Source organism: uncultured Jatrophihabitans sp., assembly GCF_964251945.1.
Classification (GTDB): Bacteria; Actinomycetota; Actinomycetes; order Mycobacteriales; family Jatrophihabitantaceae; genus Jatrophihabitans.
Genome location: NZ_CAXULP010000006.1, coordinates 90,586 through 106,941 on the forward strand (window position 1 = coordinate 90,586; position 16,356 = coordinate 106,941).

Here is a 16,356-nt window from a genome sequence, read left to right on the forward strand (position 1 = left end):
GACGCTGCCGTCAGCGCGCCGGGCGGCGCAGTTGCGCGATCCACCAGGCGCCCGCGCCGACCAACGCCAGAGCGAGGATCACCAGGCCGGGCAGCCAGCTGCCGCTGCCGCCCTTCGAGCCGGACGCGGACGACGAGCTGCCCGTGGCCGACGGCGACTGTGCGGCCGCCGAGCCGGAGGCCAACGCCGGGGTGGCGCGGGAGTCCGTCGCTGGCGACGTGCCGCGCGGAACGCTCGGCGTGGCCAGCCGCGGCGCCGCGATCGTGTCGATCGACGTGCCGACGCCCTCGGAGTCGAGCAGCACGTGGTCGCCGTCCAGTGCGATGCCCTCGCCCTGACGCTGCCGAGGCAGCGCGACCCGCTTCGGCGCGGACTTCAGGGCATCGGCGAGGTCGCCGTCGCGGACCGGCCAGAAGTAGGCATCGCTGTAGGTCCGGACGGCGAACACCGCGCCGTTGCGCGAGAACGCCGCTCCGGTGGCCGTCAGCTCGCCGGGCATGCCGAACGGGTCGTCGGTGCCGGTGGGGTTGAACGGGATCGCGCCGACGCGCTGCAGAGTCTGCACCCGGCGCCGGTCCGGCTTCGCGGGCAGCCGGAAGACCTCCGACTGGCCGAGCACTGACTTCGTGACGATATAGCCGACCCCGTCCGGCGTTACGGCGAAGGACTCGGCATTGTGCGCGCCGTCGGGATAGCGCAGCCGCCACTCGTCGGCGGTCGCGGCCTTGACCGCCCGGTCGCGGCTGCCGGCGGCAATCCGCGGCTCGTCCACGCGATAAACCTCGACCGAGCTGCGGATCTCGTCGTTGTCGCCGATGTCGGCGAGCCACACCGATGGCGTGCCCTGCGCGTCCGGGGCGGCGGCGAGGTCCTCCCAGTCGACGTTCGCAGCGCCCGGCACCGTGACGACCGCGGCGGTGGCGCAGGTGCGACGGTCGACGGCGAAGAACCGGTTGACGTCGCCGCTGTCGTTCTCGACATAGAGCACTCCGGGCGAGCGGATGCCGCGGGCGATGCCGCTGGCCTCGTCGATGCGCGGGTCGCTCAGCCGGCACTCGACACGCGAGGTCCGGGTCGACGCCTGCGCTGGCAGCGCCGCGGACATCACCGGCGACAACACCACCGCGAACAACACCACCGCGAACAACGCTACCGAGCGGAGCGCCACCGCGCTTGAGACCACCGCCGCGAGGCGTCGCCGCATCAAGCGAACGCGGCGCGCGCGGCGGCGTACGCGGCGACGTCTTCGAGCAGCGCGCCGGGCAGGTCGCTGCCCAACGCCTTCGCCGCGACCGCGCGGTAGCGGACACCGCCGAAGGACCAGCTGGCCGCCGCCGCCGCGCTCAGCGCGACCGTCCGCGCGGGCGCGACACCGGCGCGGCGGCCCAGCACGAAGCCGCACAGGGCCGCTGTGGCGATCCGGCCGGCCAGCGAGGGAGGCGCGGTGCGCGACGGTGTCATCGGCAGCTTGTCGCCGATCACCTCGCCCCACGCGCTGGTCGTCACGATGTGCCGGGCAGCCGAGGAGGTGAGCCGCTTAGGTAGCGGGTCGCCTCGGCGCGGACGCGCGACGAGCAAGGACAGCGCGCTGAAGGTGCGGCCGCCGGTGGCCAGGCCGGCCAGCGCCGCGCGGCCGTAGGCGTTCACGACGCGTCCAGCTTGGCCAGCAGGATGTCCTTCACCGCGGCGGCGTCGGCCTGGCCGCGGGTCGCCTTCATGACCGCGCCGACGAGCGCGCCGACCGCGGCGACCTTCCCGCCGCGAACCTTGCCCGCGACATCGGGGTTCGCCGCGATCGCGTCGTCGGCCGCCTGTTCCAGCGCGCCGGCGTCCGAGACGACCTGCAGCCCGCGTTCGGCGATGACGGCGTCGACGTCCGCGCCGGTCTCCAGCACGCCGTCGACGACCTGCCGGGCGAGCGCAACCGACAGCGAGCCGTCGGCCACGAGGGCGATGACCCGGGCGACCTGCGCCGGGGTGATCGGCAGCTCGGCGGCGCCGATCTCCTGCTCGTTGGCCCGCTGCGCCAGGTAGCCGAGCCACCAGTTACGCGCCTCGCCGACCGGCGCGCCGGCGTCGACGGTGGCGCCCACCGCGTCGACCACGCCGGCATTCGTCATGTGGATCATGTCCTCGACGCTGACCCCGAGGACGTCGCGCAGCCGGACGCGGCGCGCCGCCGGGAGCTCGGGCAGCCCGGTTCGCAGCGACTCGACCCAGTCGACGTCCGGCGCCATCGGCACGAGGTCGGGCTCGGGGAAATACCGGTAGTCGGTCGCCTCTTCCTTGCTGCGGCCGGGCCGGGTGTCGCCGCTCTGCTCGGAGAAGTGCCGGGTCTCCTGCTTGATGCGGCCGCCGGCGTCGAGGATGTCCGCCTGCCGCAGGATCTCCGAGCGCACCGCGCGCTCCACCGAGCGCAGCGAGTTGACGTTCTTGGTCTCCGTGCGGGTGCCCCATGGCGCCCCCGGCCGATTCAGCGAGGTGTTGACGTCGCAGCGCAGCGAACCCTGCTCCATCCGCACGTCGCTGACCTCGAGCGTGCGCAGGATGTCACGCAACTCGGCGACGTATGCGCGGGCGGTCTCCGGCGCGAGCGCGCCCGTCCCCTCGACCGGCTTTGTGACGATCTCGACGAGCGGGATGCCGGCGCGGTTGTAGTCGACGAGCGAGTGATCGGCGCCGTGGATGCGACCCGAGACGCCGACGTGGGTGTTCTTGCCGGTGTCTTCCTCGAGATGCACCCGCTCAATACCAACCCGCACGGTGTGGTCGCCGACCACCACGTCCAGATAGCCCTCGACGCACAACGGCTCGTCGTACTGCGAGGTCTGGAAGTTCTTCGGCATGTCCGGATAGAAGTAGTTCTTGCGCGCGAAGCGGCACCACGACGCGATCGAGCAGTTCAGCGCGAGGCCGATGCGGATGGTGGACTCGATCGCCTTCTCGTTCGCCACGGGGAGCGCCCCGGGCAGGCCGAGGCAGACCGGGCAGACGTGCGTGTTCGGCTCGGCGCCGAACTGCGTCGAGCAACCGCAGAACATCTTCGACACGGTGCCGAGCTCGACGTGCGTCTCGAGCCCGATCACCGGCTGGTACGTCTCAAGCACCGATTCGTAGGTCATCTGACCAGCTCCGGGATGCGGGCGAGGACGGGGGCGACGGCCGCCTCGAAGGCGGCGGCGACCCGGTAGCAGCGGTCGTCGGCGAGCGCCGGCGCCATGATCTGCAACCCGACCGGCAGCCCCTCCGACAACCCGCAAGGCACGGAGATGGCAGGGGTCCCGGCCAACGACGCGGGCAGCGTGCACAGGTCGTTGACGTACATCGCCATCGGGTCCGCGACCCGCTCGCCGATGCCGAACGCGACGAACGGCGACGTCGGCGACACGAGCACGTCGGCCGCCTCGAACGCGGCCAAGAAGTCGCGGGCGATCAACGTGCGCACCTTCTGCGCCTGCCCGTAGTACGCGTCGTAGTACCCGGACGACAGCGCGTACGTGCCAATCATGATCCGGCGCTTGACCTCCGGCCCGAAGCCGGCCTCGCGAGTGAGCGACATGACGTCCTCGAGGGAGTTGACGCCGTCGTCGCCGACCCGCAGCCCGTAGCGCACGGAGTCGAACTTCGCGAGGTTCGACGAGCACTCGCTCGGCAGGATCAGGTAGTACGCGGCGAGCGCGTACTGGAAGTTCGGGCAGCTGACCTCCACGACCTCGGCGCCGAGGCCGCGCAACGTCGTCACCGCCGCGTCGAACGACGCCAGCACGCCGGCCTGGTAACCCTCCCCGCCGAGCTCGCGCACGACGCCCACCCGCACGCCGCGCAGATCCCCGCGCGCGCCCTCGCGCGCGGCCGCCACGACAGCCGGCACCGGCGCGGCGATCGACGTCGAGTCGAGCGGGTCGTGCCCGCCGATCACCTCGTGCAGCAGCGCGGCGTCGAGCACCGTCCGCGCGCACGGCCCGGCCTGGTCGAGTGACGAGGCGAGCGCGACGAGGCCGTAGCGCGACACGCCGCCGTAAGTGGGCTTTGCACCGACCGTGCCGGTGACCGCGGCGGGCTGGCGGATCGAGCCGCCGGTGTCGGTGCCGATGGCGAGGGGCGCCTCGAACGCGGCTAGGGCGGCCGCGGACCCGCCGCCTGAGCCGCCGGGGATCCGGGTGAGGTCCCACGGGTTGTGCGTCGGCCCGTACGCGGAGTTCTCGGTCGACGAGCCCATCGCGAACTCGTCCATGTTGGTCTTGCCGAGCATGACGATGCCGGCGTCCTTGATCCGGGTGGCGATAGTCGCGTCGTACGGCGGCGCCCAGCCCTGCAGGATCTTCGAGCCGGCCGTCGTCGGCACCCCGGCCGTGACGACGACGTCCTTCATCGCGAGCGGGACGCCGGCCAGCGGGCCGAGGGGGCGGCCGGCCGCCCGCGCGTCGTCCACCGCGCGCGCCGCGGCGAGCGCGCCGTCCGCGTCGACGTGCAGGAACGCGTGAACGCTGCCATCGACGGCGTCGACTCGGTCCAGGTGGGCCTGCGCGACCTCCACGGCGGAGGCCGACCCGTCGGCGACCAGCGCCGCCAGAGCCGCGGCCGTCATCGTCGTCAGGTCGCCGCCCGCGGCGCCCATCAGGCCTCCTCGGTGAGGATGCGCGGCACGCGGAACTTGTCGTCCTCGACCGAGGGGGCGCCGGCGAGGACGGCCTCGCGGGGCAGCGACGGGCGCACGACGTCCGGCCGGTAGACGTTGGTCATCGGCACCGCGTGCGACATGGGCGCGATGTCGTCGGCGGCGACCTCGCGCACCCTGGCCACCGCGCCGAGGATCACGTCCAGTTGGCCGGCGAAGACGTCGAGCTCGTCCTCGGTCACGGCGAGCCGCGCGAGCCGGGCGAGATGGGCGACGTCGGCGCGGCTGATCCGGCCGGGCGGGGATGCGCTGGAAGAGTCGGACACGACGTCGAAGTCTACGTTCCACCAGGTCCCCTGCCTTGGTGCCCGAGATGGTCGCTTCAGGGGGGCCGATCTCGACCATCTCAGACACCGAGGCGGGAGGTACCCGTAACCGGGGTGACACGTCCATGCGGCAGGCTGGCGGCCGTGTCCTACCTGCTGCGCCTCGTGCTGCCCGATCGGCCGGGCGCGCTCGGCGCGGTCGCGTCGGCCCTCGGACTCGCGGGCGCGGACATCCTGAGTGTGGACGTCATCGAACGCTCCGCGGGCAAGGCGACCGACGACCTCGTCGTGGAACTGCCCGCAGATCGGCTGGCCGACACGCTGGTGAGCGCCGCCGCGACGGTCGCCGGGGTCCAGGTGGAGTCGATCCGCCCGTACGCCGGCCAGCTCGACCCGCACCGTGAGCTGGAACTGCTCGAATCGCTCGCGCGGGAGCCGCAGTCGAGTCTGCCGCTGCTTGCCGACGGTGTCGCACGGGTGTTTCGGGCCGGCTGGGCGCTGGTGCTCAGCGAGCCGGTCGCCGGCGACGCCGTCGACGGCAAGGGGCAGGTCCTGGCCCGGGGCGGGGCCGCGCCCGAGCTGCACACGCTGGCCATGCCGTGGTGGCCGCCGGGCCCGGCCCGCCAGCTGGACGCTGCCGCGGAATGGGCGCCTGCCGACTGGGACCGCCTCGGCACCGAGCTCGCCGTCGCGCCGTTCGGCAAGGCCGCGCTCCTGGTCGGCCGTCCCGGACTGCGCTGGCTCCCGTCGGAATTGGTGCGGCTGGCCCACCTGGCCGCGATCGCGGCCAGCGTCACCCCGCCGGCGCCGGTGGGGCCGGGTCCCTGAGCGCGTCAGGGGGCACGGGGGACCCGGCCGGCTCGAAACGTGGCGTCGGGTCCAGCCAGGCGACCCATCGCCAGCGACGACCGAGCCAGCCCACGAACTCGTCGGCCCACTCCTGGGCGGTGGGCAGCACTGTCGGCAAGCCGAGCAGCACCACCGCGCCGGCGAGCAGCCCGGCGATGAGATCGCTGAACCAGTGCGTGTTGAGGTAGACGGTGCCGGCGCTGACGCCGAGTGACAGGAACACCGCCGCCGCGACCGCGCTCTTGCGAAATCGCAGCGAGGTCCAGGCGACGATTCCGTACAGCACCACGACGTTGGACACGTGCCCGGAGGGATAGATGTCCCCGCCCATGAAGACCTCGTGGGCGAACCGGCTCTGCTGCGGCCCGAGCCGGCTGGTGACCACCTTGACGATCCCCACGCTCAGATTCAGCAGGATCAGCGACGTGAACAGCATCACGAGCGGCCGGGTGCTGCGCGTGCGCCAACAGACCCACAGGAAGAACGGCAGGAACGAGATGGTCGCCGGCCCGCGCTGGCCGAACAGCTCGAAGTAGTAGATCAAGCGGTAGTACGACGGGTGGTGCACGTGCAGATGCAAGCCGTACAGCTTCTGGTCCAGGTCGATCACCGGCGACGGGAGGATGATCAGCACGGTCAGCGCGAGGTAGAGGCCGAGCACGACCCAGAACGTCACCACGCGGGCGGCGGACCAGGTGCGGCCCGCACCGGGTTGCGCGGGCGGCCGCGCCGTCGTCGTTCGCGTCGCGGTCACTGCGTTCCTCCTTCCGGGACCTCGCCGGCAGGCTCCTCGCCGGCAGGCTCCTCGGCGGGCGGCTCCTCGGCGGCAGGCTCCTCGGCGGGCGGGCCGTCGGCGAGCAGCGCGCGGAAACCGTCCTCGTCGAGGATGCGCAACCCCAGTTCGGCTGCCCTTTCCGCCTTCGTCCCGGCGTTCTCGCCCACCACCACGTAATCGGTCTTCTTCGACACCGAGCCCGAGGCCTTTCCGCCGTGGGACAGGATCGCCTCTTTCGCCTGGTCGCGGGAGAACCCGGCCAGCGAGCCGGTCACGACGACGGTGAGTCCGGCCAGCGTGCGCGGCGCCGAGTCGTCCACCTCGTCGGCCATCCGCACGCCGGCAGCGGCCCACTTGTCGACGATCAGCGCATGCCAATCCACGTCGAACCACTCGACAACGGCCTCGGCGATGATCGGGCCGACGCCTCCCGCGGCGGCCAGCTGCTCGACGGTGGCCGCCCGCACCGCGGTCATGGCGCCGAACTCGCTGGCAAGAGCGCGCGCGGCCGTCGGCCCCACATGGCGGATCGAGAGCGCGACCAGGATTCGCCAGAGCGGCCGGTTGCGCGCCGTCGCGAGATTCGCGATCAACTTCTCGCCGTTGGCCGACAGCACCCGGCCGTCGCGCACGCGTTCGGGCGGATCGGACTTCTTCGCCGCGCGGGTGTACGCGGCGACGCCCGACAGCAGTTCGCGCGCAGCCGAGTCGTCGCCGTCGAGGTCCGGCGCGAGCGCGAAGAGGTCGCCCTCGTCGGCGATGGCCGCGCTCTCGAGCAGAGCGTTCGCGCCCTCGTAGCCGAGCGCCTCGATGTCGAGTGCGGACCGCGAAGCCAGGCTGAACAGCCGTTCGCGCAACTGCGCGGGGCAATAGCGGGTGTTGGGACAGCGGATGTCCTTATCGCCCTCCTTCTCCGGCTTGAGCTCGGTGTCGCACGACGGGCAGCGGGTCGGCATCACGAACGGCCGCTCGCTGCCGTCGCGCAGGGCGACGACCGGCCCGACGATCTCGGGGATGACGTCGCCGGCCTTGCGCAGCACGACGGTGTCGCCGATGAGCACACCCTTGCGCTCGACCTCGTGCATGTTGTGCAGCGTCGCCATCTCGACCGTGGAGCCGGCGACCTTGACCGGTGTCATCAGCCCGAACGGCGTCACCCGGCCGGTTCGCCCGACGTTGACCTGGATGTCGAGCAGCTTGGTGTTGACCTCTTCGGGCGGGTATTTGTACGCGATCGCCCAGCGCGGCGCGCGACTGGTCGCGCCGAGCTGGCGCTGCAACGACAGCTGGTCGACCTTGATCACCACCCCGTCGATCTCGTGCTCGACGTCGTGCCGGTGGACGCGGTAGTCCTCGATGAAGTCCTGCACCGCGGCGAGGTCGGGCAGCACGCGACACCGCGGCGACGTCGGCAATCCCCAGTCCGCGAGCCGGGCGTACCACTCGGACTGCCGCTCAACCTTCGGGCCGCCCAAGACCCGGCCGACGCCGTGCAGCACGAGCGCCAGGCGCCGGCTCGCGGTCACCCGCGGATCCTTTTGCCGCAGGGAGCCCGCCGCGGTGTTGCGCGGGTTCGCGAACGGCGCCTTGCCCGCCTCGACCAACGAGGCGTTCAGCGACTCGAACTCGGCGACCGGAAAGTACACCTCGCCGCGCACCTCAAGCAGCTGTGGGACGTCCGCGCCGTCAGCGCCGCCAATGCGGTCCGGGACATTCGCGATCGTGCGGATGTTGGGCGTGACGTCCTCGCCGGTGCGGCCGTCGCCGCGGGTGGCGCCGCGCAGGAGTCGGCCGTTCTCGTAGACGAGGTCGACCGCGAGGCCGTCGACCTTCAGCTCGCAGAGATAGTCGGGCACCGCGCCGATGTCGCGCTCGAGCCGCTGCGCCCACGCGTTCAGTTCGTCGGCGGTGAAGACGTTGTCCAGGCTGAGCAGCCGTTCGAGGTGGTCGACCGCGGTGAACTGCGTCGAGTACGTGCCGCCCACCCGCTGCGTCGGCGAGGACGGCGTGCGCAGCTCGGGGAACGCGTCCTCCAGGGCCTGCAGCCGGCGCATCGACTCGTCGTACTCGGCGTCGCTGGCGGTCGGCGCGTCCAGGATGTAATAGCGGTACTGGTGCTCGTCGAGCACCTGAGCGAGTCGCGCGTGCTCGACGCGGGCGTCGTCGAGCGGGGGCGCGATCACGTCGACGGCCGCGTCGTCGATCGTGCGCCCGTCCGCCACCCGTCCGTTCGCCACCCGCCCGTCCGACATGGCCGAGACGATAGCGAGCCCTGCTGACAGACCGACGTCACTGCCGGTCGATCATGTCCTTGCCGAGGTCGCGCAGCAGCGCGAGCGCTCGTCGGACATAGGCGGGGCTCGCGCCGGCGAGGCCGCACGCGGGCGTCGGCACGACGGTGCGGGCAAGCAGGGCGGGCGGGAACCCCAGCTGCGACCACAACCGGTCGAGCGGGCCGCGGGCGGTGTCGAGGGTGATTGCCGCGTCGGTCGACGGGAGCAGGCCTAGCCACAGGCTCACCCCGGCGTCGACGGCTTCGCCGAGCGCGTCGAAATCGGCCTGGGTGAGCAGGCTCGCGTCGAGGGAGATCGCGTCCGCGCCGGCCCGGCGCAGCAGCTCGATCGGCACGTCCGCCCCGCAGCTGTGCACGACCCGCGCGCCGGCTGCGGCGACGGCCAGCACGCCGGCGAGCGTCTGCTCGACGACGCTCTCCTCGACCGAGCGGATTGTGCCGTAGCCCGACGGCGTGGACACGCGGCCGCCGAGCACCGCGGGCACCGACGGCTCGTCGAGCTGGAGCACCGGCTGCACTCCGGAAACGCGCGCCGACAGGTCGGCGAGGTGCACCGCAAGACCTTCGGCCAAGGATTCCGCGAGATCGCGGGTGGCGCCGGGGTCGCTCACCACCTTGTGGCCGTTCGGCAGCTCGAGGTGCGCGGCGAGGGTCCACGGGCCGGCCGCCTGCGTCTTCAGCGCGCCGGCCCCGGCCGCGGCGGCTTCCAGGGCGTCGAGGTCGTAGGCCAGGAAGTCGCGGGCCCGGCGCAGGTCGCGCCCGGCGTGCGCGGCCAATCGCCAGCCCGAAGGGACGATCTCCACCGGCAGGTCGACCAGCAGCGCCGCGGTGCGACCGATCATGTCCGCGCCGGCGCCGCGCGCCGGCAGCTCGGCCAGATGGGGCAGGTCGGGCAGCTCGCCGACGACGAGCGCCGCGGTGTCGGCCGGATCGTCGCCAGGCAGCGAGCCGATGCCCGTCACGGCGCCGGGTGGCCACGGTCGCGTCGAGGAGGTCACCGCGCCCATCATCCGCGTCCGCTCATGTCGACGGTGCAGCGCCCGGCGGTGCACGAGCCCACCTGGCAGAGTGCGCGTCGTGGATCTCATCTGGGAGCAGATCGTCGTCGACGCCCACGATCCAGTCGCGCTCGGCCGATGGTGGGCCGAAGCCCTCGAATGGGTAGTCGTGAGCGACGCCGCGGACGAGTTCGAGATCAGGCCGGCGCCGGACCGGCTGCCGGGGCTGTTGTTCGTGCCGGTGCCCGAGCAGAAAGCAGGCAAGAACCGGCTCCACCCCGACTTCCGTCCAACCGATCAGCGCGCGGAAGTCGAACGGCTCCTGTCCCTCGGCGCGCGGCAGGCCGACGTCGGGCAGCAGGAGCAGCCGTGGGTGGTGCTGGCCGACCCCGAGGGCAACGAGTTCTGCATCCTCAGTGGGCGGCCTTGGCCCGACACGGCGCAACCGACGATCTGAACCGTCTCGGCGATCCGCGCTCGACGGCCCCAGAAGCGGCCCCGGCCTCGGCAGCCAGTTTCTGCCTTGCTCGTACCACGCAGTTCTGTCGTACCCTCGTTCTATTCTCGGGTTATGTCCGAGAGTTGCTGTCCGAGAGTTGCTTGGCTGACGCGGTCAAGTTTTTCCGCGCCGCGGTCGAGAGGCTGCTGGATGCCCTGTTGACGCCGGTGGCGTCGGTGGAGTTGGCGCAGACGCTGGTCGAGCTGGAGACCCAGCGCCGCCGCCTGGAGGCGGTGGAGCACCGGCTGCTGCCCGAGGTCGCCGAGCGCGGGCTGGCCGGGGACTACGGGCGGGCCTCGACGGCGGATCTGCTGGTCGAGCTGCTGCGGGTCGCCCCGGCCGAGGCGAAAGCCCGGGTCGCCAGCGTCCACGTGCTGGTTCCCAACCGCCCCTGCCCGATCGGTTTGGGTTGGTTGTAGTGGCCCGGAGTTATCGCATAGGTGTTCTCGACGTAATGCGACTTTGGTTCGGAGCTGCACACGCGACGACCATGCCGCGCGCTTGGAAGTAGATACGATCCGCCTGACCTCGGAAGGCAGACCAGATGACTGACGCTCCAGCCACACCGGCGAGCGGCGCTGTGCTGATCGACGGACGGATCGAGCGGGCCACAAGCAACGCGCTGCGCATGGTGTTTCGCGATGGGCCCGGCGAACCACTCGGTGTCGCCAAGCAGGGCGCCGGCGACGGTCGCGGCAAGAAGCTTGGCGTCCTGTTCGGCTTCAAGAACGGTGGCACCGGAACTCACGAGCTGACCTTCGCAAACGGGTCAGTCCTCACCGTCGAATCTAAGGACGGCAGACCTTCGGAGCTGACCAGCGGCGGGAAGCCCTTCGCGACCATCACGCGATCGGACACCGCGACGGCCACGCTCGCCGACGGCACGGTTGTCGCTCGGTTCCTCCCCGACCCGGACGAGCCGAAGTCGTTGGAACTCTTCCGCCTCGTGATCGCTGATGCCGCCGACCATGAAATCGGCCGTCTCGACGTGGTGCGCCGCAGCACGGGCTGGTCGCTCGCACGAACTTTGTGGCGAGCCGACCAAGTCGCCTATTGGTGGGATCACGCCGGCGCCGCGCTGTCGATCCCGATCCTCGGCACCCGCGTCGTTTTGAACGCCGCGCCGGACGACGCGCTGCGCGACGTTGTGCTGGGCGCGTGCACAGACATCGCGATCGGGCTGCGCCCGTACGTCTCGGCGATGAGCTGACGGGCGCCGCACGGTTCGGCGAGAAGCGACACGACACGATCGCGCGGTCATCCTTCAGCTTCCGGCAACCAGTCCGCTTGTGGCGTCTTCTTGCAAGTGCGCGGCCGCAGTCAGGAACTGACTGATGAGACGGATCTGATCAACCTCGTACTGCTGGCACAGCTGTCGGATCGAGGTGACGAAAGCGGTGAACAGAGTGTCATTGCGCTGGGCGTAGCCCGGATCGATCTCCACGAGCACCCGGCGTTGGTCAGTGGGATGCGGCGTTCGTCGAGCGACCTTCTTGGTAGTCAACCGGTCCACGAGCGCGGTGACCGACGCTGGGGCCAGCCCTGACTCACGGGCAAGTTCGCGGGGCGTGAGCGGACCGAGCCGTTGAATTATCTCCATCGCCTTGCTTTCGGTGACCGTCAGGCCGGCGTGGTCGGCGACCGCCGTATGAAACATGACCACGGCGGTGGAGTGCAGTCGACCGGCTGTCAGAAGCTCGTCCACGGCTTGGCGTTTGTCGCTTGACATCCGTCTACGATACCGGAATTCTTTCGTTCGATCGAACGAACGAATGAGGGGCGGCCGTGAGAATTTTGATCGTGGGGGCCGGTATCGCCGGAACCGCAACGGCTGTGGCGCTGGCGAAGGCCGGGATCAGAGCCGAGATCTGTGAGGCCTACGACCGGGGATCGGAGGGCGTGGGGGCCTGGCTGACGTTGGCCAGCAACGGCATCGACGCCGCAGCCACCCTCGGCCTCGGCGACGCGGTGATCGCTGGCGGGTTCCCCACGCCTCTGATGCGCATGTACACCCACCGCGACCGGCTTCTCGCCGAGTTCCCGTTCGGTTCGCCCCGTCGCGACGGTTTGCAAGTTCACTCCGTTCGCCGCGCGGACCTGTATGCGGCGCTACGAGATGCCGTCGCAGCGCGTCAGGTGCCCGTCACCTACTCGCGTCGCCTCGTCGGGATCGACGCTCCCGACACCGGCCCGGTGCAGGCGCACTTCGACGACGGGAGCACGACCATCGCCGACGTCCTGGTTGGGGCCGACGGCTTGCGATCGGCCACCCGCGCGATCATCGACCCCGCGGCGCCGCCGGCCCGGTACGGCGGCCTGCTCAACACCGGCGGGTTCGCGCCCGCCGGCGTCTTGCCGGCGCGGTACGAGACCGCGCCGGGAACCCTGTGCTTCCGCTTCGGGCGACGTTGCTTCCTCGGCCACGTCAGCTCGCCAGCAGGCGAGACGTGGTGGTTCGCGAATCCGCCGTCCAAACGAGAACTCTCGCGACAGGATCTGGCCGCCATCGACGACCACACCTGGCGCGAGACACTCCACGAACTCTTTCGCGGCGACGACACTCCCGCGGCCGAATTGATCGACGCCACCGAGAACATCTTCGCCGGGTGGAACACCTACGACTTCCCCACCGTGCCAACCTGGCACCGCAACGGCATGGTGATCGTCGGCGACGCCGCCCACGCAGTCAGTCCCGCTTCTGGGCAAGGGGCCTCGCTGGCGCTCGAAGACGCCGTCACCCTCGCTCGCGCTCTGCGAGACGCGACCGACGTTGCCTCAGCGCTCACCCGTTTCGAAACCGAAAGGCGTGAGCGGGTTCAGAAGATCGTCGAACTCGGAAAACGAAACGGCGACGGCAAGTCCGCCGGCCCACTTGCGCGCGTGATCCGCGATCGCGTCGTCATGCCCCTGGTCGCCGCGCGCTTTCAGCGTCAGCACACCCATCCAGAAGCCTGGGTGTTCGATCACCACATCGGCTGGGACGAAACACAGATCACGTAGCCGTCAAGGCGCCACATCATCGCGCGGGTCGCTCGCAGTGCGTCACGCCGGCCCTGGCCGCAAGCTGCTGTCGCGTCAGATGCGCGCGCTTGGCTGCGCCCGTACATCTCGGCGATGAGCTGACGGCGCCGCACGGTTCGGCGAAGCAACCGGGGGCGGTGGATCGGGGCCGACGACCTAGGCGCTGTCGCTGTCTTCCTGGGCACGCAGGAAGGTCAGCACCGCGGCGACGCGCCGGTGCACAGGCGTCTCAGGCGGGAGATCCAGCTTGCCGAAGACAGCGGCCACGTGCTTCTCGATGGCGGACGCCGAAAGGTGCAGGGCCGATCCGATGGCCGGGTTGGTCAGCCCTTGCGCCATGAGCCTGAGGACATCGCGTTCCCGGTCGGTGAGCCGGTCGAGCGGTGAGGTCGCTCTGGCGCGCTGCCGCACCAGCGCGTCGACGATCACCGGATCGATGACCGACCCGCCGGCCGCCGTCTGGCGCAGGGCGTGCAACAACTCGTGATGGTCACCGACGCGGTCTTTGAGCAGGTAGCCGAGGCCGGCGCTGCCATGGGCGAGCAGCGCCAGCGCGTAGCTGCCTTCCGCGTGCTGCGACAGCACGACCACGCCGATCGCCGGCCATTCGCGGCGCACTGCATGCGCGGCCTCGATGCCCTCGGTGCGCAGCGTGGGTGGCATCCGGATGTCGGTCAGGACGGCGTCCGGACTCAGACGGCGCACCGCATCCAGCAGTTCCGGCGCGGTGCCGACCGCGGCCACGACCTCGACGTCGCCGGTGGCGTCGAGCAGTTGACGGGTTCCCTCTCGGACGAGGTAGTTGTCCTCGGCGATCACGACGCGCATGAGGTCAGTCATCGCCCGCCTCCGCCGCTGGATCGAGTGGCAGCACGCCGACGAGAGTGGTGCCGGCGCCCGGCGTAGAGGCGACGTCGAGGCGTCCGCCCAGCGCCTGCAATCGGTCGGCGAGTCCGCGCAATCCGTGCGTGGTCACGGCGTCGGCGCGGAAGCCTGATCCGTTGTCGACGATCTCCACGCGGAGCTCATCGACGCTGCGGGACAACCCGACGGACGCGGTGGCGACCCCGGCGTGACGCATGACGTTCGTCAGACCCTCGATCGCCACGAAATAGGCCGCACCCTCCAGGTGCACCGGCAACCGCCGCTGGCGCAGCGCGGCGTCGGCGGTCACTGTCACCGTGACCGGCAGCGCCGCGGTGCGATCCTCGATGGCGCGCACCAGCCCGTGATCCTCAAGGACGGCCGGATGGATGCCGCGCACGACTTCGCGTAAATCGAGATGCGCGTGGCGCACGGCAGCGGCCAGCTCGTTCAGGGTGTGGGCCACCTGCTCGGGCCGAGTTTCGTGCAGCAGCCGCGCAAGATCGACCTTGGCGGCGACCGCGACGAGCTGAGCCTGGATGCCATCGTGCAGGTCTCGCTCGATGCGTCGCCGCTCGCGCTCCTCGGCCCGGACGAGCCGGGCGCGCGACGCTGTCAGTTCGGCCAGTTGCTCCGCGAGTCGGCGGTTCAGCTCAGCGTTGTGCAACGCCGGCGCCACCTGGCGGGCCAGGTCCTCGACGAGTCGCCTATCGGCGCCCGTGGTGCTCCGCGGGCGGCCGCATCCGATGGTGGCGACGAGCTCGCCAGCATGCCGCACGTCGACGATGAGATCCGCCGCGGCCTTCGGCGGGCACGTTCCGTCGACGGCGAGAAATGCCCCGTCGGGCCGTGCGACATTCGTCCATTCACAACCCAGGCCGCGCCGAACGGTCGTGGCCACCACCGCCGCGATGTCGTGGACGTCGCCGGCGCGTTGCAGGGCATCCCCGAGGCGACGCATCGCATCGGCGTCGGAGAGCCGGTCGCCGTAGACCCATCGGTCGGCCACCCGTTCGAGCCGGGTGCGTGCGGGCTGGAACAGCACTGCAGTCAGAATGGCGATCGCGACGGCGGGCCCGAGCGCGAGCTCGTGTCCGGCGGCGAGCCCGAATAGGGCGGCGACCGAGGCGTACACCGCTGCGATCACGATCCACAGGACGCCATAGATCAGTGATCGCAGGACGAGGCGGTCGATGTCGAACAGCTCGCCGCGGATCATGCCGAGCAGCAGAGCGACGGGCAGAGTGGCGACCAGCAGGACGAACACGTAAGACTGCGCCGTCTCGCCGAGGAGCTCCGAGACCGGCGCGGACGTGACCAGCGCGAGCGCGGCGAGCGCCGCGGCGCCAAGCGGCAGTCGCAGCTGCGCGCGCCTGGCCGCCGCCGACCGGCGATAGCGCAGGACCAGGAGCAGGACTCCGCCCAGCACCGAGGCCGGGATCGCCTCGGCGGCGGTATGCAGCGGCCCCAGCGCGGACGTCCAGATAGGAACCGGCGTGCTCGGCCGCGACACTGCGCCGATCAACGGCTGGCGGGCGGCCGAGAAGAAGCCGGCCGTCGGCAGGATGACCGCGGCGACGGGAAGCAGGACGACGAACACCCGCTCGGCCCGGGTCTCGAGCCGGCCGTCGGGAAAGATCACGAGGACGACGGCCCAGGCGGCGAAGCCGCCGACGAAGGCGACCTGGGAGAGCAGGTTCACCCACCACAGCGACGGCGCGTGCGCGGCCGCCGGCAGCACGGCCAATGCGTGCGCCACCGCGATGAGCGTGCCGGCCAGGCACAGCCACCGCGCGCACCGTAGCTGCGGACGGTAGGCGAACGCCACGGCCCCCGCCGACCAGAACACCGGAACCAGGACGGCGGGATCTGCGTAGTCGGCCGCGTCGTGGATCCCGGCCAGCAGTTGCAACACGACGGCGAGCACCACGGCGAGCGCGCCGAAGACCAGCACTGCGGTGCGGGCCAACCTGCTCACGATCAGGAGTGTGGGCCACCGGCGTCGGAATGGCGAGGGGGCTGACCACACGTCGCGGGTGTGGGCCTGCCTCAACGGGTTCTGCGCCGCGCCGTACCGGGCCGTCCGGCCAACCGGATGCCATCGCGTTGCCTG

General features: G+C 71.2%; 16 protein-coding genes. 5 read left to right on the top strand and 11 right to left on the bottom strand.

The features are described 5' to 3' along the window. Positions 1–10 precede the first annotated feature (10 nt). The 5 genes from ACFFBG_RS13220 to gatC all read right to left on the bottom strand — a co-directional run bounded on the left by ACFFBG_RS13220 (position 11) and on the right by gatC (position 4,944). On the bottom strand, positions 11–1,138 hold the full coding sequence (locus ACFFBG_RS13220; RefSeq protein ID WP_375479414.1) for a hypothetical protein: 1,128 nt from the start codon (positions 1,136–1,138) through the stop codon (positions 11–13). Between the two features lie 65 nt (positions 1,139–1,203). Then, the gene (locus ACFFBG_RS13225) at positions 1,204–1,647 is read right to left on the bottom strand and encodes a hypothetical protein (RefSeq protein ID WP_375479416.1); all 444 of its coding nucleotides are present in this window, start codon (positions 1,645–1,647) and stop codon (positions 1,204–1,206) included. Beyond that, positions 1,644–3,122 (bottom strand): Asp-tRNA(Asn)/Glu-tRNA(Gln) amidotransferase subunit GatB, encoded by a 1,479-nt coding sequence (gatB, locus tag ACFFBG_RS13230; RefSeq protein ID WP_375479418.1) that lies wholly within the window; start codon positions 3,120–3,122, stop codon positions 1,644–1,646. Before gatB ends, ACFFBG_RS13225 begins: the two co-directional genes overlap by 4 nt. Then, positions 3,119–4,618, bottom strand: coding sequence for an Asp-tRNA(Asn)/Glu-tRNA(Gln) amidotransferase subunit GatA (gene gatA / locus ACFFBG_RS13235; RefSeq protein WP_375479420.1), 1,500 nt, complete (start codon positions 4,616–4,618; stop codon positions 3,119–3,121). The genes gatB and gatA overlap by 4 nt, the downstream gene beginning before the upstream one ends. Beyond that, positions 4,618–4,944, bottom strand: coding sequence for an Asp-tRNA(Asn)/Glu-tRNA(Gln) amidotransferase subunit GatC (gene gatC, locus ACFFBG_RS13240; protein ID WP_375479422.1), 327 nt, complete (start codon positions 4,942–4,944; stop codon positions 4,618–4,620). The genes gatA and gatC overlap by 1 nt, the downstream gene beginning before the upstream one ends. Positions 4,945–5,088: 144 nt before the next feature. Between gatC and ACFFBG_RS13245 the strand changes: the two genes are divergently transcribed. Beyond that, positions 5,089–5,772: an ACT domain-containing protein gene (locus tag ACFFBG_RS13245; protein ID WP_375479424.1), complete on the top strand. Its 684-nt coding sequence runs from the start codon at positions 5,089–5,091 to the stop codon at positions 5,770–5,772. Here the strand turns inward: ACFFBG_RS13245 and ACFFBG_RS13250 are convergent. Genes ACFFBG_RS13250 through ACFFBG_RS13260 form a run of 3 tightly spaced genes read right to left on the bottom strand, consistent with a single transcriptional unit; the run spans position 5,738 to position 9,859 of the window. Further along, positions 5,738–6,547 carry a phosphatase PAP2 family protein gene (locus ACFFBG_RS13250; RefSeq protein WP_375479426.1) on the bottom strand — a complete coding sequence of 270 codons (810 nt, stop codon included), beginning with the start codon at positions 6,545–6,547 and terminating at the stop codon, positions 5,738–5,740. The genes ACFFBG_RS13245 and ACFFBG_RS13250 overlap by 35 nt on opposite strands. Further along, the gene (ligA, locus tag ACFFBG_RS13255) at positions 6,544–8,820 is read right to left on the bottom strand and encodes an NAD-dependent DNA ligase LigA (protein WP_375479428.1); all 2,277 of its coding nucleotides are present in this window, start codon (positions 8,818–8,820) and stop codon (positions 6,544–6,546) included. The genes ACFFBG_RS13250 and ligA overlap by 4 nt, the downstream gene beginning before the upstream one ends. Before the next feature lie 37 nt (positions 8,821–8,857). Beyond that, on the bottom strand, positions 8,858–9,859 hold the full coding sequence (locus ACFFBG_RS13260) for a methionine synthase (RefSeq protein ID WP_375479430.1): 1,002 nt from the start codon (positions 9,857–9,859) through the stop codon (positions 8,858–8,860). Between the two features lie 79 nt (positions 9,860–9,938). Between ACFFBG_RS13260 and ACFFBG_RS13265 the strand changes: the two genes are divergently transcribed. The 3 genes from ACFFBG_RS13265 (at position 9,939) to ACFFBG_RS13275 (ending at position 11,568) form a co-directional block, all read left to right on the top strand. Then, on the top strand, positions 9,939–10,316 hold the full coding sequence (locus ACFFBG_RS13265; protein ID WP_375479432.1) for a VOC family protein: 378 nt from the start codon (positions 9,939–9,941) through the stop codon (positions 10,314–10,316). A 143-nt stretch (positions 10,317–10,459) separates the two neighbouring features. After that, positions 10,460–10,777 carry a DUF222 domain-containing protein gene (locus ACFFBG_RS13270; RefSeq protein ID WP_375479434.1) on the top strand — a complete coding sequence of 106 codons (318 nt, stop codon included), beginning with the start codon at positions 10,460–10,462 and terminating at the stop codon, positions 10,775–10,777. 125 nt (positions 10,778–10,902) lie between these two features. Next, complete coding sequence (locus tag ACFFBG_RS13275; protein ID WP_375479436.1) at positions 10,903–11,568, top strand: hypothetical protein; 666 nt, start codon at positions 10,903–10,905, stop codon at positions 11,566–11,568. A 54-nt stretch (positions 11,569–11,622) separates the two neighbouring features. Here ACFFBG_RS13275 and ACFFBG_RS13280 read toward each other — a convergent pair whose 3' ends face one another. Beyond that, positions 11,623–12,063: a MarR family winged helix-turn-helix transcriptional regulator gene (locus ACFFBG_RS13280; RefSeq protein ID WP_375479438.1), complete on the bottom strand. Its 441-nt coding sequence runs from the start codon at positions 12,061–12,063 to the stop codon at positions 11,623–11,625. Positions 12,064–12,143: 80 nt separating this feature from the next. Between ACFFBG_RS13280 and ACFFBG_RS13285 the strand changes: the two genes are divergently transcribed. Continuing rightward, positions 12,144–13,358, top strand: a complete 1,215-nt coding sequence (locus ACFFBG_RS13285) for an FAD-dependent oxidoreductase (protein ID WP_375479440.1) — start codon at positions 12,144–12,146, stop codon at positions 13,356–13,358. 177 nt (positions 13,359–13,535) lie between these two features. On the opposite strand, the gene ACFFBG_RS13290 is transcribed toward ACFFBG_RS13285, so the two are convergent. Further along, the gene (locus tag ACFFBG_RS13290; RefSeq protein ID WP_375479701.1) at positions 13,536–14,207 is read right to left on the bottom strand and encodes a response regulator; all 672 of its coding nucleotides are present in this window, start codon (positions 14,205–14,207) and stop codon (positions 13,536–13,538) included. A 4-nt stretch (positions 14,208–14,211) separates the two neighbouring features. Next, complete coding sequence (locus ACFFBG_RS13295; protein WP_375479441.1) at positions 14,212–16,221, bottom strand: histidine kinase; 2,010 nt, start codon at positions 16,219–16,221, stop codon at positions 14,212–14,214. Positions 16,222–16,356 lie beyond the last annotated feature (135 nt).

Excerpts from the sequence above, each read along its gene's own strand:
- ligA (WP_375479428.1), bottom strand. The coding sequence starts at position 8,820 with ATGTCGGACGGGCGGGTGGCGAACGGACGGGTGGCGGACGGGCGCACG.
- ACFFBG_RS13290 (WP_375479701.1), bottom strand. The coding sequence starts at position 14,207 with ATGCGCGTCGTGATCGCCGAGGACAACTACCTCGTCCGAGAGGGAACC.
- ACFFBG_RS13275 (WP_375479436.1), top strand. The coding sequence starts at position 10,903 with ATGACTGACGCTCCAGCCACACCGGCGAGCGGCGCTGTGCTGATCGAC.
- gatB (WP_375479418.1), bottom strand. The coding sequence starts at position 3,122 with ATGACCTACGAATCGGTGCTTGAGACGTACCAGCCGGTGATCGGGCTC.
- gatA (WP_375479420.1), bottom strand. The coding sequence starts at position 4,618 with ATGGGCGCCGCGGGCGGCGACCTGACGACGATGACGGCCGCGGCTCTG.